Here is a 23,441-nt window from a genome sequence, read left to right on the forward strand (position 1 = left end):
ACAATAAAGAACTTATACCAGCAGTTTCAAAGACTGGTAAAACAGGAACAGAAACAGGACTTAAAACACCAGAAATTCCAAAAGGATATCATATAGTTAGCATAACTAATGGAAATGGTGAAAAAGTTAGTGGAGTACCAACTGTATTTGGAAATAGCGATAACACAACAATTTATCATGTAGAAAAAGATATTACAGATAAAGTTTATGTTGATGTTAAAACTGAATCAGGAACTGTTTTAACTCCAAGTCATGAAGTAGCAAGTGGGGTACCTGGAGCTAAGATAGATGTTCAAATGCCTGAAATTCCAAAGGATTATCATATTGTAAAAGTTATAGTTGATAATAAAGTGATTACTCCAGATAGTAATGGAAAATACGAATTACCTAATACTTTATCAGATAATCAAAATCAAGAAGTTGATGATCATATAGAAGTTATTGTTGCAAAAAATCCAACAACAACGGTTGAAGAAAAATATCAAGATGGTACAAACGTTGTTCCAGATAAAACAACAATAAATCTTCAAGGAACTAAGGTAGAAACAGGACTTCCAGAGCTTCCAGAAGGATATAAAGTAATTAAGATTACTGTAAATGGAAAGGAAGTTTCACAAAATGAAGTTCCAACTGTTCAAAGTGCAGATAATCAAACAATTGTTTACACAATAGGAAAAATCCCAACAGATACTGGTAAAATAGTTGATGGAAATGGTGGTGGAGATGTAATTCATCATTTAGAAAAAGATATTACTGATAAAGTTTATATAAATGTTGTAACACAATCAGGAGATATTTTAGTACCAAATCATGAAATTGCTAGTGGTAAACCTGGAAGTAAGATAGATATTAAAATACCTAATATTCCAGATGATTATCATATAACTAAAGTAATTGTTAATGATAATATATTAACTCCTAATGAAAATGGAAATTATCAATTACCTAAGACTTTATCATCAGATAAGTCAAAAGAAGTTGATTATAATATTAAAGTTATAGTTGCTAAAAATATTTCATCAACTACAATAAATGAAGTTTATAGTAGTAATAATAAAGATGTTGTTCCAAGTAAAACTATAACAGGACCAGTTGGAAGCAAGGTAGATACTAACATTCCAGAGTTACCTAATGGTTATAAGATTGAAAAAATAATCGTAAATGGTAAGGTTGTAGAAAAATCAGAAGTTCCAACAGTTCAAGGAAATACTAATAACAATATAACTTATATAATAGGTAAGATTAATAATAGTGATATTACACCTAATAAACCAAATCATAATAATACAGGTAATACACCAAGTGATAATCATAATAATGATGATCATAAGAATAATACACCTGATAAACCAAATCATGATAATACAGGTAATACACCAAGTGATAATCATAAAAATGTAGCTCCTAATAAACCTAGTGATTCTACTCATAATAATGATGACCATAAGAACAATACACCTGATAAACCAAATCATGATAATACAGGTAATACAACAAGTGATAATCATAATAATGTAGCTCCTAATAACCCTAGTGATTCTACTCATAATAATGATAATCATAAGAATAATACACCTGATAATAATACAGGTAAAATAGTTGATGATAATAATCATAAAAATGTAGAACCTACAAAGCCAGTTGATACTGGAAATACTGAAGGTAATAAGACTATTAATCCTAAAGTAGATAATACAAATGAGTCTAATAATACTACATCAAAATCAAATGTAGATATTAATTCTTCAGGTGCTGAAAAGCAAATAAATGATCTACCTCATACTGGATTATCAAATAATGATAATAATGTAGCTAAGGAAGCTGGAGTATTAGCAGGTATACTTTCAACTCTTGCAGCATTATTCTTGTTTAGAAAGAAGAAATAAAAATATTTAATTTCTAAACTTAGGAAAGACTAATTTATTATTAGTCATAAATAATAAAAACCTCCATATGTTAAGTTTTTTATTAAAACTATAACAAATGGAGGTTTTTTGATTATAATTAGTTATTTTAAATTTTATAAACTTAAGCTATATCCTTAATTTCATAGCCTTTTTCTTCTAACAATTTAATTATGCTCTCTTCACCAAAAAAATGTAAGTAAGCTACTGCTACTATAAGCTTCTTTTTTAAGATTAAAGCTTAATAACTTTTAGCCTTATATTTTAAATAAATATTTTTTATAAGCCTAGTTATGAAATAAAAAATAATTACATTTACAACTATATCTAAAATATTTAAACTAAAGCTTTTATTATCAAATAGATTAGATAATATACTATCTCCTAAACCTTCTTTATCTTGTAATATAGTTATATAACCATATAAATAACCATATTTGAGGCTCTTACCTAGTCCATCTATATTTTGTATTTGAGGTGGTAAAAATAAGCTTAGAAATGTAAGAGTAGCAGCAATTTTAAATTCAAGTGTTTGAAATCTTCTCAATTATATCCCCCTTAAAAATTTTAATTTATTTCCCTTTATAATAATCTTTATATACATATATTAACATGAAATGGATAATAATGTATTGATTTAACTTTTCAAATTAAGTATTTATATAAAAAAAGAACTCTATATGTTAAGTTTTTATTTAAACTACAACATATAGAGTTCTTTTTAAATAATATATTTTATTTCACTTGATGGGAAATATTCATTTATCTTTTCTGTGAAAAATTCTTTTATTTCAAGCATATCTTCTTTTTTATAAACATATTTTCCATAGCCAAATTGACCATATTTATATGTTCTCTCATCATTATTCATTGGTAATGTATTACTTGGAAATATATCCATTATTAAATTTTTAGCTCGTGGAGTATATCTATGAGAAATAACTTCAAAAGTTAATTTATGATTTAAATCACTAGGTAATTTCTTCTTTAACTCATCTAATAATTCTTCATAATCATTTTTCCAGCCATCATAAATAAATACAGGGGCAATTATAAAGCCTAAAGGATAATTAGCCTTGGCTATTTTTACACTTGCATCTATTCTTCTATTTCTAGAGGCAGTCCTTTTTTCATAATTTTTTATTACAAAGTCTGTATTTATAGTGAATCTTACTTCTGTTTTATTATTATGTTCTAAATCTAATAATGAATCAATATAGGGGTACTTTGTTACAAATCTAAACCTTGCAAAATCATTTTTTGCAAAGAATTCTATTGCTCTTTTTAATGAATTAGTATATGGTTCAACTGGTATTGGATCAGAGGTAGCAGAGCCTTCAAATATTGTAATATTAGGTTTTCTTTCATCAATATATTTTTGAGCTTGATTTAAAATGTCCTCTATATTAACATTTATTTTTAAATAAGGTTTATCACCTAGATTAGTATTTAGATAACAGTACTGACAATTACCAATACAGCCACTTAACAAAGGTAATTGCCAATGTGCTGATGGCTTACATGACTGAAATTTTCCTACTTTCTTAACTCCTACTACAAGTGTGTTTTTCCCCTCTTTATAAAACTGCTGTGCATCATCTCCAGGTATATGCTGCTTTATTCTATTATTTGCAATCTGAATAATTTCTATATTTTTATCATCCTTAAAATAATCATAAATATTCTTTCCAATTTCATAATCTAATGAATTTTTTTCAAATACTATTCTCTTTGGTTTAAACATATTTTTTCCCTCTCATATTAATATTAGTTGTATATTAATATAATCAGCATAGTACCTTGAATTTATACAAAAATATTAAAGGTAAGCTATATTTCAACTTATCCTTGTTTATCTAAATTAAGATTATATGTTCATTTAATGCTTTTTCTACTTCATAAGAGCTTATACCAATATATCTTTGTGTTATAGTTGTGCTACTATGCTGAAGTAATTCTTTAACTAAAGCTATATTATAATTAGATTTTATATATATTTGTGTAGCAAAATATTTTCTAAAGCTATGTGTACTAATATTTTCTAAACCTAGATAATCACAAGCGTATTTAAGCTTTTTCTGTACTGCTCTAACAGATATATCAAATATCTTAGCAGTTGATTTTCTATCATTATCAATTGCATACATCTTTATATAAGCATATATTTCATCTGGAATTGTAAACTTTCTTAACTTCCCAGTTTTATCTTCTATTATATCTAATCTATATCTATTACCATCTTTAATTAAATCATTTAATTTTAAATTTAATACATCTCCTATTCTTAAGCCCAAATTAGCTTGGACAACAAGTATAGTTGCTATCTTATCACTTCCATGAACAGTTTGTCCATTTTCCATAACAAATCCATTTCTTATTAAACTTATTATCTCTCTCATCTGTTCAGTAGTTAAAGCAACTGTTTTTTTATTAGCCATATAATTGTAGTTTCACTCCTTATAAAAATAAATTTTAAATTATTTACTTTTCATAAAAATATTCATACTAATATTATATAATATTAGTTCGTATTTTGCATAAAAAAAGTTCGTTTATTAAAAATATATTTTTTATATTTAAGTAATATAGCTAAAGTTCGTATTATGTTATCAAATACGAACTTTTATATTTTTACTCTAAAATCTATAAAAGTTTTATAAAAAAACAACATATCAATTTTAAGATTTTTTTAAATTTCAAAAAATAATCTTATTGCTAAAGTTAAGTTTTTAATTCATCTTAAAATTTATTTTTCATTAAAATTGAATATAAAATAAATTTAAAAATAATATAAATTTTATGACTTTTTTTGTGACTCTTTATATTACTTTAGTAACACTACAAAAGAACTTTTATTTAATATAATAAAGACATCAAGTGAGGAAAACAAAAAATAAATTTACATAAGATAGATTTTAAGGAGGAAATACAAATGACAATGGAAAGCTGGATACTGATTATAGCATTACTATTATCAGTAATATTTAGACAACTTGGAGAAAGGGAGTTTACTTTTAAAAGTGTATTATTACCATTTGTGATTTGTGGCATATTTGCTTATAAATATTTAAGATCAATACCAACAGATAAAAACGATATAATAGTACTTGTAATAATGACTTTACTAGGAGCAGTATTTGGATTGCTTATGACTGCAAGTGTCAAAACTAAAATTAAGGATAATAAAAAGTATACTATATGTGGAATAACATATCTTTTACTATGGATAGTAGGACTTGGATGGAAAATTATTTTCTCTTATTATGCACAAGACTGGTATCCAGAAACTTTTGGTAAGTTTATGATAACTCACCACTTAAGCTTTAATGTAATAGGACCTGCATTTATATTCTTTACTTTTGCTATGATAATTGTAAGGGTAGTAGGAGTATTAGTTAAGTTTAAAATAAAAGAAAATACTATGATAGCATAAGGAAAAGCTAGCAAATTGCTAGCTTTTTTTCTTATTTTAAAGATATATCACTAATATTTATAATTAATTATTTAAAAATTAAAATTATTTAAAGCTGATAGAGTATACATTACAACATTTATAAGCTTTCCGCTAGTAATTTTTTTATTAAATATAGTATTTAGTAACATAAAAACTTCCCCTTAATTTATTTAGTAATTAATTTAATATATAAAATTTATATATAACTAAATACCTATGATTTATAAGTAATAATAGTATTTTACTTATACATTAATTAATTATATAATTAACTTGTAAACAAGATCACTAAAGAAAATAAATAATAATTTACTTATATAGAAATAAATTATATAATCTATTAGTGGATAAGATTACTAAAGAAAAAAATTAATAATAAAAATACAAATGAAAGGTGATAATATGATTAAATATTTAAAGAAACTTGAAAATTACCCAATAGGCATAAGTGGAACTTGTCTTTCTTTTATAACACTTAGTAACTGCTGGATGCTTAAGGGAATAGATTACTTAAAAGTATTATCAATTATCTTAGCAATTGGAATGCTAACATTGATGGTAATTAGAGCAATTATGTTCCCAAAGAAAATGGCAAAAGAAATTGAAAACCCAGTACTTGGAACATTTTATCCAACAATAGGTATGGTTACTTGGCTAGTTGCTAATTACTTCTATCCAAAGTTCCCAAAAACATGTACAATTTTATGGTTAGCAGCAGTTGTTTGGCACTATGGAATTGCACTAATTTATACTTACCTTAGAATTAAAGAAAGAAACTTTAAAAATATAGTACCTACATGCTTTATTGTTTATACTGGAATGATTACAGGAACAGTTGCAAGTAAAGGAATTGCAGGAGTTGAACCAATAGCTAAATTCATGCTTTACTTTGGATTTATATTCTATACAGCACTTCTACCATTAGTATTATATATAGTATTTAGAAGTGAAAAGATGGAAGATCATAAACTTCCAACAGTAGGAATTATTTGTTCACCTGCCCCACTTGGAATAGTTGGTATGTTAACAATATACCAAAATCCAAATAAATATATGTTATGGTGGTTAATAATAACAGGATTATTACTACTTCCAGTAGTATACTCATACATCATTAAATTATTTAAAGATGGATTTAAACCAACACATGCATCATTTACATTCCCACTTGCAATAGCAACACTTGCTGCATTTAAATTATCAGCATACTTTGGAAGAATGGGCCACAGTAATTTTTCAGCAACATTTAAATTACTTGGAAATATAGAAATATTTATCGCAACTTATGTTGTATTTGTAGTTCTTGTAAACTTCTTAATAATGTTTGTAAAAGCAATAAATCCAAGAGAAGAAGCAAAATTAGAAAGAGACTTTAAGTATATTAAAGAAGCAATAGCAGAAGAAAAATAATAATAATAAAGACAGTATCTGAGTTTTTGATACTGTCTTTTTATATTATAAAATTATCTACTTTTAAATCACCGTATTACCGATTTATTGAATAGTATATAGTTATTATTTTTAGTTGTTTATATATTTTTGATTTCAAATATCATTTACGAGTATTTTATTTAAGCAATACTTTTTCTAAAATAGTTAAGCTTTTTGATAACAACTAATATAAGACATATATATCCTAATATATAAATAGTAAGTCCTATATCAAACTTATCTTCTGAGAAAAATAAAATATCTAATAATGTAGAAAATGTTGAGCTACAAACTATAATACTTGGTAAGATTATTGATTTAATTCTACCTGCTTTAGTTTTTACATCCCTAAGATATCTAATAATTAAGCTCATTATTATAATTCCAATTATATTTATTACAATATAATAAAACTCCTCATTCTGTATAAACTTTTCCCCTAGAAAGTTTGATAATGTAAGTAATATTAATCCACTTATAGAGAAGGGAATACTAGAAAAAGCTACTCCTAGTAGGATATTATTATATATTATGTCACCTGAGTTCTTAGAAAGTTTTAAATCATTATTAGTTCTTTCCTCTAATTTTTCTTTATAATGATCATAATCTTTATACTTTCTTTTAATAAAAATATATCTAAGTATAGGAATTACTAAGGTTGCTACTATTGGAATAGCCCAATATGAATGAAAAATATCTCCCCCATATTTTATATCACCACTTATTCCTGCAATACAAATAACTATATAAATAAAACAATACATATGGCTAAATATATTCTTTAATAAACTATCCTTATCTAGTTTTATTCTAAATAAATTCCATATTAAAGCTACTATTGGAATCTCATATACAATAAGAAAAGTAGTCATAAGCCATAACATACCTGCAATATTATAAATACTCCAAATGCAGCAATAATAAAAAATAATATTGGAACTACTAATATAGCTCTTAAAAATGTAAATATTATAAGTATATTATTTTCTAAAACTCCACTAACATCTACATTATAAAAATAATTATCAAACCTAAATATTTTATGTAATACTGCTTTTAATTCACTAATAAATCCTTTCATAATTCCCTCCACCATTTCTCATATATTTACTATTTTATCATAATTAGAGATATTATTTTTAATTAAATAAATTTTTAGTTTTATATTTTGTATATTAGGAAATATGATACAATACTATTAATATAAATGGGAGTGTTTAAGATGGAGAATATTAATTGTATATTTTGTAAAATTATAAAGAAAGAAGAGTCTTCGCATATTATTTATGAAGATGAACTTTTATGCTGATTTTTAGATATAGATCCTATTAATGAAGGACATGTATTGATAGTTCCTAAAAAACATTGTGATAGTATAGATAAACTAGATGATGATATTTTACTTAGGATTATGAAAATATCTAAACATATATATAAAGCTATAAAGAAAGTATATAATTGTGATGGATATACTATGATGCAAAATGGTGGAGCATTTTCAGATTTTGGACATTATCATATGCACATTTTCCCTAGATATATAGGTGATAAGTTTGAGTGGAAATGCACGGAACTTACTAATACTAATAGTTTAGAGTTTGTCAAAAATAAACTTAAAGCTGAACTTCAAGTTTATTAAAATTAAACTCTTATATTATTATATAAAAATGGTGATTATATAAAAGATTTTAATTATAAAATTAAAAAATAGAATTAAAAATTTTTATATCATAGATAAATAAGGTTTCAGAATTTACTGATAAGTTCTGAAACCTTATTTTATATTTTCTTAAAAATATTTATTACAAAGATAATTTATAAAATTTTTAAAAGATATTGAAGAATTTATAAGTGAGATATGTAATTTATGCTTTTACACTTATACTCTTATATAAAACTGGTATTACAGCTCCTATAAGAATTATACCCATAAAGAATGGGGCAGTATGACCAAGTAATACATAAATCTCTCCTCCAATAATAGGTCCAATTATTATTGCTAGAGATTGAATAGCTTGGCTACCTCCTTGAATCCTTCCTTGTTCACTAGAATCACCAGACTTAGAAAGTATTCCATTAAATGAAGGTCCAAAGATTGAATCACCAAAGGCAAATATAAACATTCCAATAATAACAAGAGGATAGAATGAGAATATTGCTGATGCTGCAATAAAACTATAGCCTATAACTTCTGAACTCATTCCAAGAATCACTATATGTATATCACTAAACTTCTTTAAAAGTTTAGGCATTATAAATGCTTGAGAAATAATATCTTGAATTCCCATAATTGAAAACATAAGTCCAATTATTACAGGACTCCAATTAAAAGTATTTACTGTAAATTCTGAAAAAGTTGCTTGCAGCGCTCCATTTGGTACCCAAAGAAGAAACGCTGAAATAAGTAATCTTCGTAAGTTTTTCATAGAAAGTATATTTACAAGCTGTATAAATGGATTTAGTCTTGTAAAAGTGATATTTTTTAGTCTATTATTTTTATCAAGACTTTCAGGCATATAAATAATTCCATAAATAAGATTTAATAAAGTTATTATTACTACAAAGTACATAGGTACAGAATAGCCAAACTTAGCAAGAAGCCCACCTAGAGTAGGTCCAATAGCTCCTCCTATACCTGCAATAGCACTTATCCAACCAAAATATTTTGTTCTTTGCTCTCTAGGAGTAATATCTGCAAAATATGCAAAAAGAGTACTTATATTACCACCTGTTATACCATCTATTATTCTTCCAAGAAATAGTACCCATAAAGTTCCTCCCATTCCAAAGATTAAATAACCAATTGTGGATCCTAAAAGACAAATTAAAAGTATTGGACGACGTCCATATCTATCACTTAAAGCTCCAAGTGCAGGAGCTGCAAAAAATACACAAACTGCATAAATAGAAGTTAATAGTGTAACAACTATAGCTTGATTTCCAGAATTACTTACATAAGGCTCTACTAAAAATGGAACTATAGGTGTTATTATACTAAAGCCTATTCCACAAAGAAATACAGATATAAGTCCAAATATTAAAGCTTTTTTATCTATAGTTTCTCCTGTATTTTGTTTATTATATGATTTAAATTTAAACAATTAAATTCTCCTTTCAAATTTATAATATTGTTTCCCTGTCAACAATAAAGATAATAAACTATTTTTGTTTCCATGTCAACAAAAAGATAAAACAAAAAAACAGCTTACTTTTAATAAAGTTAGCTGCCTTTAATTTCATTACTTAAATTTATTCTGATTTAATATCTATATCTTGTTTCTTTAATTCTGTATCTAAATGCTTACTGTATCTTTCTACAAAATTAATCATATCTTTAAGTTGCTGCTCTGTTACTTGCTCAAATACTACTTTATCTCTTTCTAAAAACTCCTTATGTAGCTCTTCATGAGTTTCAAAAATTTCTTTTCCTTGCTTCGTAAGCTTAAAATAAATTTCTTTTTTATTTTCTGTTTTTTGGTAACTTTCTATGTAACCTTTATTTATAAGTTTCTTAGTAACTTTACTCATAGCACCTCTAGTCATATAAAAGGCCTCAGCAAGTTTTGTTACGTTGGTATCAATATTTTTCCCAATATATTCAATACAATGTACTTCTGAAGCCTTATATCCTTCAAGGCTTTTCTCCATCTTAGGCTTATTAAGATAAGCTATCTTATTAAATAGTTCCCTAAAACCATCCATAACCTGTTCTTCCTTATTCATGGCCTATCCTCCTATCTTTTGGTACATTACTAATATTATATTAAAGTTTTGTTTCTATTTCAACAATCCTAAAATACCTATCTCAAGAATTGTATAGCTTAATTCTAAAAATATATTCTATATTACAACTCATATAAATCTAATTTCAAAAAAATATAAAAAATATTTATTTTTTCTAAAAAATTCTCTAACTCAGGTATATATACTTAGTAGGGATTAATTCCTTTAAGTTTATAAAAAGTATATAGAAATTATTATGCTAATAGTTAACTACTATTTACATAATAAAATTTAGGAGAGTGTTATATTATGAAAAGTAATGAATTAAAAATAGCTAAAAATAAGTTTTTCACATTAGAAACTGAAAATAGAAGAAAGTTTTATCAAGTACCAAAGCAATTTATGGACAAAAACTCAAAATATTTTAATATGAATCTTATAAGTAAATTATTATATGGAATATTACTAGATAGGCATAGTTTATCTATAAAAAATAATTGGCTTGATAAAGAAAATAGAATTTATTTTATATTTATTCAAGCTGAACTTTGTGACCTTTTAGGAGTTAAAGACCCTAAGACAGTTAGAAAATACTTAAAACAACTTGAAGAATATAATCTTTTATATAGAAAAAAACAAGGCAAAAACTTACCTGATTTATTATACTTACTTCAAATTGATACAGAGCAAAATAATATTTCAGAAGATAATAATAAGACAGGGAAAGATTCCCCATCAAAACAAGGAGATATTCCCTCTCAGGATAAGGATGATTCCCCTAAGAATAATACTGAAATAAATAATATTAATAAAAATAATACTAAGAAAGAAAAGAAAAGTATAAAAGAAATTAATAAAGATATAGTTCAAATAAATATAGAAACTAACTCTAATCTTTCCTTTTCTACTCTTAAAAATAAAGAAAAAGATTTAAAAGTTATACTCCCAAAAGAAATTTATCCACTAGCTACTACACCATTTATTCAAAGACTAAAAGCTGATAGAGATTTTAAGGGGTTAGATTTTGATACAAAAAGCTATAACTCATTAATAGATGCTATAACTATAACATCTGAAAAAGATAAAGTTGAAATGCTTGGAATAAGTCAATATGCTTACTTTAAAAATACTTTAATTAATATACTTAAAATGCAAAAGACAATAAATAATAATAAACAAAATAATTATGCTGATGAAGATATACTTGGTTGGTAAAACTTATTTAAATCTAATTATTAATACTCTAATGATTTCAATGTATTTAAATCTTAACCATTAATTCCAATAAATATAGTATATTTAATTAAAAAGTAAAAGATATCCTTATATAAATTAAAGATATTTATATAAGGATATCTGTAAAATTAATTAGGAGTAATTATATATGACAAAACACGAAACTGTAGAAGAAAGAAGCTTAGATGAAGCGATTGAATATTTTGAAAAAAAGTATAAAAATATAAAGACAAAATCAGATGAATATAATTATTTTAGTGAGCTCTCATATTTTATCAGTGATCAACATAAGAAAATACAAAATTTAAATCTAAATGATCGTAATTGGTGTGTTAGATTAGTAAGTGGTACCAAGTATAAATTTATGATAACTATACCAGAAGTATTTCAAAATGCCCCCCTTACTTTTCAACAAATAGCTGCACTAAAAAGATATTCTGAATATGTATTAGAAAATAAAAGTACAATCAATTTACTTTATAAAAATGGATATTTTCTAATTTATATTATTATAGTTGTATGTATAGTATTTTTAGCAAATAAATAACTATCCTCTTATCTACCTCTTCCATTCTTTATCTTACAATTACTTATAATTGAATTTAATTAATATATTAATATTAGACAATAAAAAAGAAGATTAAAAATCTAACTCCTTACTCTTCAAATAATATATTTAAAAATAATTTACTCTTTACTTTCTACTACAATCCTAAACTTATTTAATACTAAATAAGTTTAGAAATAAGGATCGGGCTTTATAGCTTGTCTAATACCGGCTATATAAACTATAATTATAAATATTAAAAATAATATTTGTAAAATATAACTTTTAGCAAGAACAAAATGAACTATTATATACATTGGTATAGGTAAAATAAATAATAACGTAATAGTTTGTTGTCTCTTAATTTTTTACTTCTATTAATCTACATAAGATTATTTCAGCTGATAGTATAATAATTTCTAGTTTAAATAATAAATTATCATAACCATTCCAAATGAAAAATCCTATTAGATAAATAATAGCTAGTCCTGCTATAAAAAAATGAACTATACTTTCATAATAAAATTTCGCTTAAATATACCTTTCATATACTTTATATTCTTTATTATAAAATATATGAAAAACATAAATTGTATAGAAAATATTATTTGTAAGGTAGTAAATATATTAAAATTATATTTGTTAAGTACAATTTTAGCTTGGCTTAAATCAAGTATTAATATAATCCATGTTATTAATATATACATAAGCATAACACTTAAGTATTGATATTTTTTAATTTTTATCATATGTAACTCCTATAACTAATGTTTATTGATAATAATTATACATAAATTTATATAAATTTAAAAATATAATCCATATAATAACTAAAACTTCTTTAAAAGGGCATAATATCATTTAAAATTCTCTATATTTATTCTGTATATGGAAAATAGTTCTGATTTCTTCTTTTTTTACTTCTCTTAGTTTATTATTTAATGAACATCTACAATATTATTTGAAATATACCTAAGCATATCAGTTATTCTACATAAATTAGATCCTATTACTAGACTATAATATAAATTAAATTCTTTATTATTAAATAAATCTTCTTTAATTCATATAATTATGAATAAGGATTAGTATTTTTAATATTTTTAATACCGCTTATATAAACTATAATTACAAGTATTAAAAATAATATTTGTAAAACATGACTTTTAGCAAGTGCAAAATGAACTATTAGATATATTGGTATAAGTAAAATAATCATAAGAGCAATATTGCTACTTTTATTAAATTTTTTTAATCTATTAACTACATCTTCCCTTTCAAGATAAGTAACAAAATCTTGTAATTCTAAAATTTGTTCCTCTGTAGCACCAATATCTTCATCTTTTTTTCTTTTTAATATTTCTAATTTATACATCGTATTATGACCATAACTTTTAACATTTATATGATATTCACCATTACTTAATGTTTTAATTATTTCTCTTCGTTTTTCTGACATCCCTAAAAAATTCACAAGGTCTCTACCATAAAAAGCTAATTGATCCTCTAATTTTTTGTTACTCAAGTTCTTATTAATTATCTCATTATACCAATTTTTATATTTATCTATAGCTTCTTGAACATCATGGTATATAATCTTTTGAGGTAATAATCCTCCTGGCATCTGATCATCTTCTTTCAAAAATTATACTTATAATAATATATATTATACATTTACTATAAAATAAAAACAAAAAATATCTTGTAAATTAATTATATTTTTATCTGTAATATTTTTAGCAAATAAATAACTATCCTCTTATCTACCTCTTACCTTCTTTATCTCATAATTACTTATAACTAAGTTTAATTAATATAGTAATGTCTAAACATAAAAAAGAAGATTAAGAATCTAACTCCTTAATCTTCAAATAATATATTTAAAATAATTACTCTTCACTTCCTATTACCAATATATATATAATAAAATCTAATAAATACAAAAGTATTTATTAGGTAAATTTTTATTATTCTTTAAATAAAAGGAACTTTTGTAATATACCATAAACTTCTTACATATTCTTATTTTAAATTATTGTTATTATAATTTATCAAATATTATATTTAATAAGCTTTTATAACTTTCTTAGAATATGTTCTAAATTTAACTAATCATTATAACATTAGCAAGTATTAAAATAAAAAATAACTCCCCAATATTATATTTATAATTAATTTCAGTAAAATAATTCTACTAAATATATCTGATTGTCTCCAATCTTTAACCATATAATTTTAACTAGATGTTATATTATAGTATATTTTATATTATAAAGAAGATTTTACAAATGACCAATAATTCAAAAGAAAATTCCTACTTTAAGAAGAGTATTTTACAATATTCATTAATAATTATTATGATTATTCTTTCTATTTACATTGTATTTTATAATCTTTCTCATAATTACCCAGATAAACTTACAAATCAAACACTTTTAATCTGGTTTGTTCCTAGAATTATTTCTTCATTCATAATAGTATTTATATTACTAAGAGCATGTAGTTTATTAGTTATAAATTCTAAAAATTCTTCTTTAAAAGATTTTTTATCAATAAAAAATTATATAGTTCTAGGATCAGTATTTTTAGCAATTCTATCATCTAATTATCTATTTAGTGTTATATCAAATAGTACAGATTTAACACTGAATTTAATGCATAACTTTTCAATATTTATTGTCTTAATTTTAATTTTATTTCTTCTAATAGGAATACTTTTTTTAACAATATTAGGATTACCTAAAAAAGACTAAATATATAAAATAACCCTTAATTATTAGAGTAAATTAAATTTACAATAAGAATTAAAGGTTATTTTATTATTTATCTTTCTTTATATATTTTACTTAATATTTATATTAATAAAATTTTTTAAACCTTGATCTACCCTAAAACTCCTACTCTTTTAAGCTTAAAGAATCCTAAAAGTCCAAGTAGTGCTATACCTCCATCTACTAAAATATACTCTCCACCCCCTTCTATAAGTTTAAGTACATACGGTACTATACCTTCAAATTCTATTCCTATACTATTATCAGGTTGTGGAACTAACTTAATAGTTTCATTAGTTGTATTTATTAAAGTATATACTGTATTAGTGAAAGGGAATACAGTTAATATAAAATTTATAAATAAAACTATAAATACTCTAAAAGAAAATTCTGCTAGATTAATTGAAGAAAAGGGAGAAGATGTTTTAGAATTTTCAGATAAAACTCCAGAGATATTTGAAAGCTTAGATGAGTTAGAAAGTACAGAAAATGAAGAAATTATTATTAATACATGGGAAGATTTTGTTACATGCTTTGATTCACCAACTGGAGAAGAAGTACTTACAGCATTAGCACTTACGCTTTGTTTTTAATCTAAAATTAAATAATAGAGCTTATTTAGGCTCTATTATTTAGACACCATAATATTGTCAGTAATACTATTGTCAAATAAACAGTTGCTACCCTAATATTTTGATATTTAATATATCTTTTAACATCATTTTGCTTTAAATAATCATTAAACTTTTTTAATTCTTTTATTTGCTCTGTTGTTAAATATGTTGTAGATTTTTTTTTATCATTAAAAATATCTAACCTTAAATCATTATTAGTCCATTTTTTAGCAATAACTGTATACTTATAAGCTTCTAAATTATCAATTTTCTCAGAATTAATCTCTGGAGTAATAAAACCATGAAGTCTAGTCATATATCCTTTTTCATCTCGAGTATCTTTAACTTTTTCATAATAATCATTTAAATATTTAATTGCTTCATCTAAATCCATTTCTTCATAAGTGTAATAATTAGGCATAATATCATCTCCATCTAAATTATAGCAATATTTTATATGCAGGTATTTACAACTAAGTAAAATAGATAGCAAAATTCTAAAGATTATCAATAGTTAGTTCTAATGATGATTCACCAAATGAAGATAATTTACGAGATAAAGATGATTTATCATATATAATGGAAATATACCTATACACCCTGATATAATAGAATGAAAAAAATAAGCTAACACTTAGTGTTGTCTTATTATATTAAAAGGAGCAAGAAATCATATGAACTTTACTAAAATATATGACTATATTTTAAATAAATATAATTTAACAAAAGAAGAAGCTGAAATTATAGCAGTATATTCATATAGTTTTTCATACAGCTTTTTTATATTGGATTTAATAAAAGAAGCAAATAAAGTAATTATTGAAAATGGAAGAAAAATTATAAGAGAAGAATTTAGTACTACAGTTATAGAAAAAGATTATATAGGAATAGATGACTCCTATAATGATATTTGTTTTCTTATAGAGGATACAGATAATATAGATGAAGAAAATTTCTTGGAAATAAAGTCTCAATTAAAAGTAAAAATAGATATAAAAAAATTTTTAATGATAATGAGCGAAGTTTGTTATTTAGCTATTGAAGGATACAATAGGACTAATCAAGTTGGTAAATATTCAAAAGAAGAAGCACTTATATTATATAAATTTTTATCAGAGAATATAGATAGATTTTTATTTGACAACTGAACCTTGCATAACCAAGCTCATATGCTTCCCTTATTACTCCGTGAGTTTCTGCTTCATATTTCTCGTAAACCTACTATCTCCACAAATATTAATTTAGATAGTTCGTACCCTACTAAATCTATAATTAATTTAAGTTTATATTCTTAAATCCTTATTTTAAAACATTAATAATAGCATTTTTATTCCTATTCCATTCTGATACACAGTTAATATATATCTAAAATCTAATATCTAATAAATACTTTTCTTTTTCCCCAATTTTAGGAGGTATTATTTTAGTTAATATAAATAGAATAATACATTAATGATAACACTATAAAAATAAATCTAGCCATTAAAATTATATCTGAATATTAAAGCATTTATAACTTTCCTCTACATCATCTTACTCTAAATAAAAAAGTGGATATTTAATACTCATCTCCACTTTTTTTATACTAACATTCAAATTTAATCTATTTCTTCTTTTTATAATCTAAAGCAAGCCCAATAGCAACACCTAGACATAAGCCTATTGGTATTTGATCAAATATTACCCCAAAGATAAGCCCTACTCCAGTAAAAAGAGGAAAATAATAACTACTGTTCTTTTTAGCATTGTTTTCACTCATAAATTTTACCCCCTTAATTAATAACTACTATATTATTATACATAATCTGTATATTATAATTCTAGTGATTATCTAATAAATATAGAACTTATATAATAATTGTGCGGTAATACCTCCATTTAAATTATAAAAATATCTTATATATACTAATATAGATATAATTTATTATTTAATAAACATCTACAATATTATTTGAAACGCTACCTACAATGATAGTAACATTATCACCTATTCTCCATAAATTCGGGCTTGTTACTAAAGCATAATATAAATTATATTCTTTATTACAAAAATAATAATTTTGATCAGGGGAGTTATGCTGGGTTTCTTTTACATTAATACATCTAGCATTAATAACTATATAACTATTAAAAAAGTAATCAAAAATTTTTAAACAAATTGGTCTTCCTATTAAAAATAAAAAAAATACATATATCCCCATAGTAATTAGTACAGAATCACTATTAGTTAATATTTGTGCTAAGGTACTTATAACTCCTGATACCATTAAAGCTTCTATAAAATTTCCTAGTAACAATAACTCATTTCTTCTTCTTTTCTCCCTTAATTGATTTTTTACTATTATATTTTTTAAATAATAATTATACTCATCCTCTAATAAGTTAAATTCACACATTCTAAAAAATATAATTAAAAGTACAAATATAAATACTGGAAGTATTAAATATATATTTATATCTGATTTTAAAATAAAATACATACTTACTGATAGCATAATAATAATTTTATAAATTAATAAAATACTTTTATAAAAGTATATTTTATTAATCTTTTTCAGACTTAGTGCCTTAATATTATTAAATCCTGATATTAATAATATTAATTGTATAGCACTAATTATAAATAAAATAAAATCTTGTCCATAAATAACATGTCCACTTAGATAATTACATGCTAATACCCAAAGCCATACAAAACTCAAATATGTACTTATCTGTGAAAATTTTTTATTATATTTTAAGATAAAATCCATCTTTCTATCGTTCTACTTAAATCTTTATTTAATATTAATATTTCTAAATTTTATTATATATAGCTCCTATAAATGTAGTATATTACCAATATTACATCTAACCTTATGTAAATCCAAAATTACCCATTAACTAGATTTTTATTTATCCTTTAAATAAAAAGAACTTCTGCAATATATCAGAAGTTTTTTTACATATTTCTATTTAAAATTATTGTTATTATTATAATTTATTAAATATTATATCTAGTAAAATCCTATAACTTGTTCAGAATGTAATCCAAATATAACTGTTACAACTTGCTTATTTGTATAAATTCTTTTTTCTGTAGGAATAGATACTCTCATATCTATTCCTACAATTTTTACAATATGATGTCCCCCTGTTCTTTTTCCAGGTTGTTCATACCCAATGCAAATACCTTTAGCTTTTATAAAAGAATTATTTTTACAATCTAACATTTGTGGATAAGGCATTCTATCAATAAAAATATATATAAAAAGTATACAGAAAATTAAATAGGGGTATATAGTATTAGGAGATAAATTTAAATATGTAAGTGGATAAAGTAATGGTATCATTATTAATATAGATACAATTAAAGTTGCAAAAATAGATGAATAAAATCCTTTCCATTTATCATATCTCTCTAATTCTTTTAAACTTATTTTCTGTTCCTGAAACATAATATCTAACTTCACCTGTTCTTCTCTATAAATTTTAAAATCTAATATTATACAAAATATAAGTTCAATAGACATAAAAATAGTAGGTATCCCTACATACCAAAATCCATTAATTAAAAGATATACTCCTTCAATTATACTTAAAAGAAAGAACATACAATTTGATCTTACTCCTTTTAAGTCTTTAAATTTAAAATTAGATATTTTAAATTCATTAAAAGATATTTTATTTTTTTTGATATATCTTATAAATAAAAATGTTGGTATCAGATAAAGAATAAATACTATACCTTTCCCTATTAAAGTAAGTAAAGGGGTAATGCTATATGAAGAAGGTATAATTAAAAAAGCTATATTAGGAAGCAAGAAATTGAATAAATAAATACCATCCTTAATTGATAATTTTTCTTTCATTTAAACTAAATCTCCTAAAAAGTATAAATAATACCTAATTATATCATCTATATTTTCCAAAATAGTAAATATTAGATTTCATTTTTAAATTCTAAAATATACAAATTAGTTTTTATTTTATATTTTAATTCTGCTTTAATATAAATTTAGTCTATATCGTTTCTAATTTTTAACCATATAACTAAAATTAAATTCTATATTTAACCATATTTTTAATTATAAGGGAGATTTTATAAATGGCTAACCATGATTTAAAAGAGAAAAATTCAATTTTTAAAAAATTAATTTTACAATATTCATTAATAGTTTCTATAGTGATGATTTCCATATATATTCTATTCTTTAATGTTTCACATAACTATCCTAATAAATTTAATACTCAAACAGTTTTAACATGGTATTTTCCTCAAATTATATTTGCATTCATAATAGCATTTACCTTACTAGGAATCTGTAGTTTATTAATTGTCAATCATAATATTTCTTCTTTAAAAGATTTTTTATCACTAAAAAATTCTATAATAATACTCTTAATGTTTATAGTAATTTCAATATGTCATTATTCACTTAGTCTTTTACAAACTAGTATAAGCATAGCAGAAAATTTAATGTATGCTTTTGATATATTTTCTGCTTTATTTATAGTTTTATTTATCTTTATAGGAGTCCTATCTTTAACTATATTAAAATCACTCTCTAAAAAATAATTCACTTTATCCTATATAAAAAAAATAAGCTTTAATTCTTAAAGTAAACTAAATTTACAATGAAAATTAAAGCTTATTTTTCTATTCCTATATATTTTTATTACTCTATAATATCTATAATAAAATGTGATGTTCATTCAAGCACTAGAGTAATTTTTTGATCTTTCTTATAAGTCGTTACACGATATAAGATATATAACTAGTATTTTTTCACTAGACTTAATACATTTAACTTTCTCAGGTATTTTAAAATAAGGCTCTGTTAGATAATTGTGTTATTAATTATACTCCAAATAGGTTATAATATAGGTACCAACTATACTTCACCATATTATATAGAAAAGATTACTTATATTATGCAAAAAGTAGATATAAAAGCCATAATTAAAGATTTGAATAATGAGGAACTTAGAGATTTAATTTCAGTAGCACAAGTAGTTTTAAATGCTTTATTTAGTTCTGATAAAATCAAGGATAATATTAAGGAAAGTAGATTTTCTAAGGGATACGGATGTCCTAAATGTCAATGTAAGGATGTTAATAAAAATGATAAGACTAGAGGCAGACAAAGATATATTTGTAAAAGATGTCATTGCACTTTTGATGAGTTTACTATATCACCTTTCTCTAGCACTAACTTAAGATTAGATAAATGACTTAAATACTGTGAATTAATGATACTAAGACTTTCTATAAGACAATGTGCAACTAAAAAAGGAAATATAATATGGGAGCAGTTTGTAATAGTAGAATTACAACTAATGATATCGTTAGATTTTTGATGGAAAAATAGGAGAAGATGTTACTTTCGTGGTTGATAGTCACAAATCTTTCTTTAATATAAATAAAGACCTAAATATTGAATTAAAACGAGTTCTTAGAGGTAAATCTATGCTAGATAGTGTGTTTATCATCTACAACATGTAAATTCTCTTCATAGTGGATTTAAGAGATGGTTAATGCCCTTTGACGGAGTTTCTACTAAATACATCTCGAACTACTTGGCTTGGTTTAAATTTTTGTAATTAAGCAAGAAGAATAAAAATAGTGATAGAATTAAGGATATGTTGGTTAATGTGGCAACTAAAGAAGTTTATATAACTATAAATACTATCAGGAATAGATATATTGAATTAGTTTAAAGCTAAGAAACTCTTAATAAGATTTTTTATTGATTAAAAAGATATTTCATAATTGTTATATAATGTAAAATAAAAATACTGTTGATATAATATAGATAAATAGGAATTTGTAATTTTCTTGTATGTAAAAAAAACGTGCAGATTTGATAATTATAATTGGTAGAGTTAGTTCTTATCAAATAATATAATAAAATTATAAACTGATAAGGAGGAAAAACAATGAAATTAGGAAATAGTTTATTTCATGCAAGAAAAAAATGTGGACTTTTGCAAGAAGAAGTAGCAGAAAAACTAGGTATAAGTAGACAAACTGTTTCAAAATGGGAAACAGATGAGACAGTTCCAGATATTCGTCAGTCGAAAAAAATGGCGGTATTATACAATATATCGTTAGATGAACTGATTGATTTTGATATTGATATAAAAGAAATACAGGAGACTATTGACAAAACAAGTGAAGAAACGGAAGAAAAAATTGACTGGACAAATGCGTGGGGGAAAAAATATCCTATTCTGCTTAAGTATCAAAATATAGTGAATATTCCTAATTACGCTCGTAGATTAAATAAAATGCTGAATGAAATAGAACAGGAATATCAATTTAATGAACAAGATGCTATGTTGGTTCTTAAAGATATTTTGTATAACGTTTGGAAAAATCGTAAAAATAAATCAAATCACTAAATTCTAATTTAGCTAAGATATTGGATAGATAATATTAATATATTACGAAATAATTTATATAAAAATAGCTAGACAACAGAAACTACAATATGTGTAGCTATTTTTTTACTTATTTATCACGCAATTATCTAACAGAACCTAAAATAATTATTAAGTTTTTGTAATTATTTAAAATAACCTGGAGAATAAACATTCACCAGGTTATAAATATTCATAAATATATTTTAATTTACTATTAAAAAATCTTTAGATTTAAATCCTTTATCCTTTAATTTAGACTCCATTTCTCTTCTAGCATAATCTTTATTAGCTTCAGTTACTAGTTTATTAGTATATAATCCATCATCCCTCCAAGAGAATGTTATTTTATAAGGATAGTTATAATTTTCTAAAGTATAATTATATGCCATACCATTAATTCTAGGTGTATTATCATACACTTCTTTTACAGCTTCTTTGATTTGCTTCCTTTCTAGTAAAACTCTTTCTGTTTCTTCTTTTTCATAATCTACTTTTGGCATAAACCCCTTACCATTAATACTATATATATATATAAATCAACAAATAAAACTACAATAAATGTAAATATAGCTACTATAATTCCTATCATTACCTTCTTTAATATATTTTTTTAGGATTTATCTTTTTCTCCATTTAATGTCCCCCTTTAATTGTATAAAATCTATTATCTACTATACAATTCAATTAGAACATTAGTATTAACAAAGCTTTAATTTATACTAAACACCTTTTTTTACTTACATCTAATAATTTTTTTCTATTATAAAAATATATTAATACTATTACATCTTCCTTAAAACTCAGTTATATATTAAATTAAATTATTTTATAATTCACTTATATTTAAAACAAATAAATATATATATAATAAAAATCCATTTAAATATAAGGATCTATTTTAAATAGTAGTTCATATATGATACTTTTTTAAAATAAGTTATAATATATAATTTATGTATAATAAGAATATAAAGTAATGAATTATTATGTTATGTGACGCACAAAATTAATATAGGATTTATTTATGTTTAGGAGAAATGTAATGAATCAAATTAAATTTAAATTACAAGCAAAAGTAATGGCTTTAATATCTTTTATAGGAAGTATATTTTAAATTAGATTAATAATAGGAATTTCAATGAAACATATAGATATATTCATATTTGTCTCTATTACATATATAGAATTTAAAATTTTAGAAAATATTATTTGGAGATGCCCTAAAGGAAAGTATACTAATACTATAAATAAATGTTTATATTGTAACTATGAATTAATCTAATATTTATTACTATAATAAATTATTGAGCTAAGTATATGTTAAAACCCCTACTTTAATATGCTAAGAATAAGTTT

23 protein-coding genes and 2 pseudogenes are annotated in these 23,441 nt (G+C 23.4%); 12 read left to right on the forward strand and 13 right to left on the reverse strand.

The genetic code is table 11. From position 1 onward, the window contains the following. Positions 1 to 1,886: pseudogene (locus BN8917_RS14270) on the forward strand (hypothetical protein); the annotation flags it as partial. Positions 1,887 to 2,145: 259 nt separating this feature from the next. Here the strand turns inward: BN8917_RS14270 and BN8917_RS01300 are convergent. The 3 genes from BN8917_RS01300 to BN8917_RS01310 all read right to left on the reverse strand — a co-directional run bounded on the left by BN8917_RS01300 (position 2,146) and on the right by BN8917_RS01310 (position 4,342). Then, complete coding sequence (locus tag BN8917_RS01300; protein WP_066869524.1) at positions 2,146 to 2,451, reverse strand: hypothetical protein; 306 nt, start codon at positions 2,449 to 2,451, stop codon at positions 2,146 to 2,148. 174 nt (positions 2,452 to 2,625) lie between these two features. Continuing rightward, complete coding sequence (gene splB / locus BN8917_RS01305) at positions 2,626 to 3,648, reverse strand: spore photoproduct lyase (RefSeq protein ID WP_066869527.1); 1,023 nt, start codon at positions 3,646 to 3,648, stop codon at positions 2,626 to 2,628. A gap of 112 nt (positions 3,649 to 3,760) precedes the next feature. Further along, entirely contained in the window at positions 3,761 to 4,342 is a 582-nt protein-coding gene (locus tag BN8917_RS01310) for a tyrosine-type recombinase/integrase (protein ID WP_066869530.1), read from the reverse strand. Between the two features lie 494 nt (positions 4,343 to 4,836). On the opposite strand from BN8917_RS01310, the gene BN8917_RS01315 reads away from it, so the two are divergent. Both BN8917_RS01315 and BN8917_RS01320 read left to right on the forward strand, forming a co-directional pair. After that, positions 4,837 to 5,337, forward strand: a complete 501-nt coding sequence (locus BN8917_RS01315) for a hypothetical protein (RefSeq protein WP_066869533.1) — start codon at positions 4,837 to 4,839, stop codon at positions 5,335 to 5,337. A 423-nt stretch (positions 5,338 to 5,760) separates the two neighbouring features. Beyond that, the gene (locus tag BN8917_RS01320; RefSeq protein WP_066869536.1) at positions 5,761 to 6,768 is read left to right on the forward strand and encodes a TDT family transporter; all 1,008 of its coding nucleotides are present in this window, start codon (positions 5,761 to 5,763) and stop codon (positions 6,766 to 6,768) included. Positions 6,769 to 6,929: 161 nt separating this feature from the next. Here BN8917_RS01320 and BN8917_RS01325 read toward each other — a convergent pair whose 3' ends face one another. Next, the gene (locus BN8917_RS01325) at positions 6,930 to 7,661 is read right to left on the reverse strand and encodes a hypothetical protein (RefSeq protein ID WP_141668648.1); all 732 of its coding nucleotides are present in this window, start codon (positions 7,659 to 7,661) and stop codon (positions 6,930 to 6,932) included. Further along, positions 7,658 to 7,870 (reverse strand): hypothetical protein, encoded by a 213-nt coding sequence (locus BN8917_RS01330; protein WP_066869542.1) that lies wholly within the window; start codon positions 7,868 to 7,870, stop codon positions 7,658 to 7,660. Before BN8917_RS01330 ends, BN8917_RS01325 begins: the two co-directional genes overlap by 4 nt. Before the next feature lie 237 nt (positions 7,871 to 8,107). Here BN8917_RS01330 and BN8917_RS01335 point away from each other — a divergent pair, with 237 nt between their 5' ends. Beyond that, the gene (locus BN8917_RS01335) at positions 8,108 to 8,428 is read left to right on the forward strand and encodes an HIT family protein (RefSeq protein WP_265327629.1); all 321 of its coding nucleotides are present in this window, start codon (positions 8,108 to 8,110) and stop codon (positions 8,426 to 8,428) included. 226 nt (positions 8,429 to 8,654) lie between these two features. Here the strand turns inward: BN8917_RS01335 and BN8917_RS01340 are convergent, their stop codons facing one another. Then, positions 8,655 to 9,890 carry an MFS transporter gene (locus BN8917_RS01340; RefSeq protein ID WP_066869545.1) on the reverse strand — a complete coding sequence of 412 codons (1,236 nt, stop codon included), beginning with the start codon at positions 9,888 to 9,890 and terminating at the stop codon, positions 8,655 to 8,657. A gap of 148 nt (positions 9,891 to 10,038) precedes the next feature. Continuing rightward, positions 10,039 to 10,512 carry a MarR family transcriptional regulator gene (locus BN8917_RS01345; protein WP_066869548.1) on the reverse strand — a complete coding sequence of 158 codons (474 nt, stop codon included), beginning with the start codon at positions 10,510 to 10,512 and terminating at the stop codon, positions 10,039 to 10,041. 309 nt (positions 10,513 to 10,821) lie between these two features. Between BN8917_RS01345 and BN8917_RS01350 the strand changes: the two genes are divergently transcribed. Together BN8917_RS01350 and BN8917_RS01355 are read left to right on the forward strand one after the other, a co-directional pair. Continuing rightward, a complete protein-coding gene (locus tag BN8917_RS01350; protein ID WP_066869550.1) occupies positions 10,822 to 11,727 on the forward strand; it encodes a replication initiator protein A in 906 nt (301 codons plus the stop codon). A 169-nt stretch (positions 11,728 to 11,896) separates the two neighbouring features. Beyond that, the gene (locus tag BN8917_RS01355) at positions 11,897 to 12,295 is read left to right on the forward strand and encodes a hypothetical protein (protein WP_066869553.1); all 399 of its coding nucleotides are present in this window, start codon (positions 11,897 to 11,899) and stop codon (positions 12,293 to 12,295) included. Positions 12,296 to 13,367: 1,072 nt separating this feature from the next. Here the strand turns inward: BN8917_RS01355 and BN8917_RS01365 are convergent. Continuing rightward, positions 13,368 to 13,937 (reverse strand): hypothetical protein, encoded by a 570-nt coding sequence (locus BN8917_RS01365; RefSeq protein WP_207644755.1) that lies wholly within the window; start codon positions 13,935 to 13,937, stop codon positions 13,368 to 13,370. Positions 13,938 to 14,583: 646 nt separating this feature from the next. Between BN8917_RS01365 and BN8917_RS01370 the strand changes: the two genes are divergently transcribed. Together BN8917_RS01370 and BN8917_RS01375 are read left to right on the forward strand one after the other, a co-directional pair. Next, positions 14,584 to 15,048, forward strand: coding sequence for a hypothetical protein (locus BN8917_RS01370; protein WP_066869561.1), 465 nt, complete (start codon positions 14,584 to 14,586; stop codon positions 15,046 to 15,048). A gap of 125 nt (positions 15,049 to 15,173) precedes the next feature. Then, positions 15,174 to 15,659: a hypothetical protein gene (locus BN8917_RS01375; RefSeq protein ID WP_066869563.1), complete on the forward strand. Its 486-nt coding sequence runs from the start codon at positions 15,174 to 15,176 to the stop codon at positions 15,657 to 15,659. Positions 15,660 to 15,684: 25 nt separating this feature from the next. On the opposite strand, the gene BN8917_RS01380 is transcribed toward BN8917_RS01375, so the two are convergent. Further along, positions 15,685 to 16,101, reverse strand: coding sequence for a hypothetical protein (locus BN8917_RS01380; RefSeq protein ID WP_066869566.1), 417 nt, complete (start codon positions 16,099 to 16,101; stop codon positions 15,685 to 15,687). Between the two features lie 253 nt (positions 16,102 to 16,354). On the opposite strand from BN8917_RS01380, the gene BN8917_RS01385 reads away from it, so the two are divergent. Continuing rightward, the gene (locus BN8917_RS01385) at positions 16,355 to 16,828 is read left to right on the forward strand and encodes a hypothetical protein (RefSeq protein ID WP_066869570.1); all 474 of its coding nucleotides are present in this window, start codon (positions 16,355 to 16,357) and stop codon (positions 16,826 to 16,828) included. 455 nt (positions 16,829 to 17,283) lie between these two features. Here BN8917_RS01385 and BN8917_RS14485 read toward each other — a convergent pair whose 3' ends face one another. The 3 genes from BN8917_RS14485 to BN8917_RS01395 form a co-directional block, all read right to left on the reverse strand. Beyond that, positions 17,284 to 17,439, reverse strand: a complete 156-nt coding sequence (locus BN8917_RS14485) for a glycine zipper domain-containing protein (RefSeq protein WP_187117184.1) — start codon at positions 17,437 to 17,439, stop codon at positions 17,284 to 17,286. A 169-nt stretch (positions 17,440 to 17,608) separates the two neighbouring features. Beyond that, positions 17,609 to 18,382 carry a hypothetical protein gene (locus BN8917_RS01390; protein WP_207644756.1) on the reverse strand — a complete coding sequence of 258 codons (774 nt, stop codon included), beginning with the start codon at positions 18,380 to 18,382 and terminating at the stop codon, positions 17,609 to 17,611. Between the two features lie 294 nt (positions 18,383 to 18,676). After that, positions 18,677 to 19,531: a hypothetical protein gene (locus BN8917_RS01395; protein WP_066869576.1), complete on the reverse strand. Its 855-nt coding sequence runs from the start codon at positions 19,529 to 19,531 to the stop codon at positions 18,677 to 18,679. A gap of 236 nt (positions 19,532 to 19,767) precedes the next feature. Here BN8917_RS01395 and BN8917_RS01400 point away from each other — a divergent pair, with 236 nt between their 5' ends. The 3 genes and pseudogenes from BN8917_RS01400 to BN8917_RS01410 all read left to right on the forward strand — a co-directional run bounded on the left by BN8917_RS01400 (position 19,768) and on the right by BN8917_RS01410 (position 22,064). Next, complete coding sequence (locus BN8917_RS01400; protein ID WP_066869579.1) at positions 19,768 to 20,238, forward strand: hypothetical protein; 471 nt, start codon at positions 19,768 to 19,770, stop codon at positions 20,236 to 20,238. Between the two features lie 356 nt (positions 20,239 to 20,594). Then, a pseudogene (locus BN8917_RS01405) lies at positions 20,595 to 21,380 on the forward strand (IS1/IS1595 family N-terminal zinc-binding domain-containing protein). Between the two features lie 219 nt (positions 21,381 to 21,599). Continuing rightward, positions 21,600 to 22,064, forward strand: a complete 465-nt coding sequence (locus tag BN8917_RS01410; protein WP_066869582.1) for a helix-turn-helix transcriptional regulator — start codon at positions 21,600 to 21,602, stop codon at positions 22,062 to 22,064. A 224-nt stretch (positions 22,065 to 22,288) separates the two neighbouring features. Here the strand turns inward: BN8917_RS01410 and BN8917_RS01415 are convergent, their stop codons facing one another. After that, a complete protein-coding gene (locus BN8917_RS01415) occupies positions 22,289 to 22,585 on the reverse strand; it encodes a hypothetical protein (RefSeq protein WP_066869585.1) in 297 nt (98 codons plus the stop codon). Positions 22,586 to 23,441: the final 856 nt, after the last annotated feature.

This window comes from Clostridium mediterraneense (assembly GCF_900091705.1).
GTDB lineage: Bacteria > Bacillota > Clostridia > Clostridiales > Clostridiaceae > Sarcina > Sarcina mediterraneense.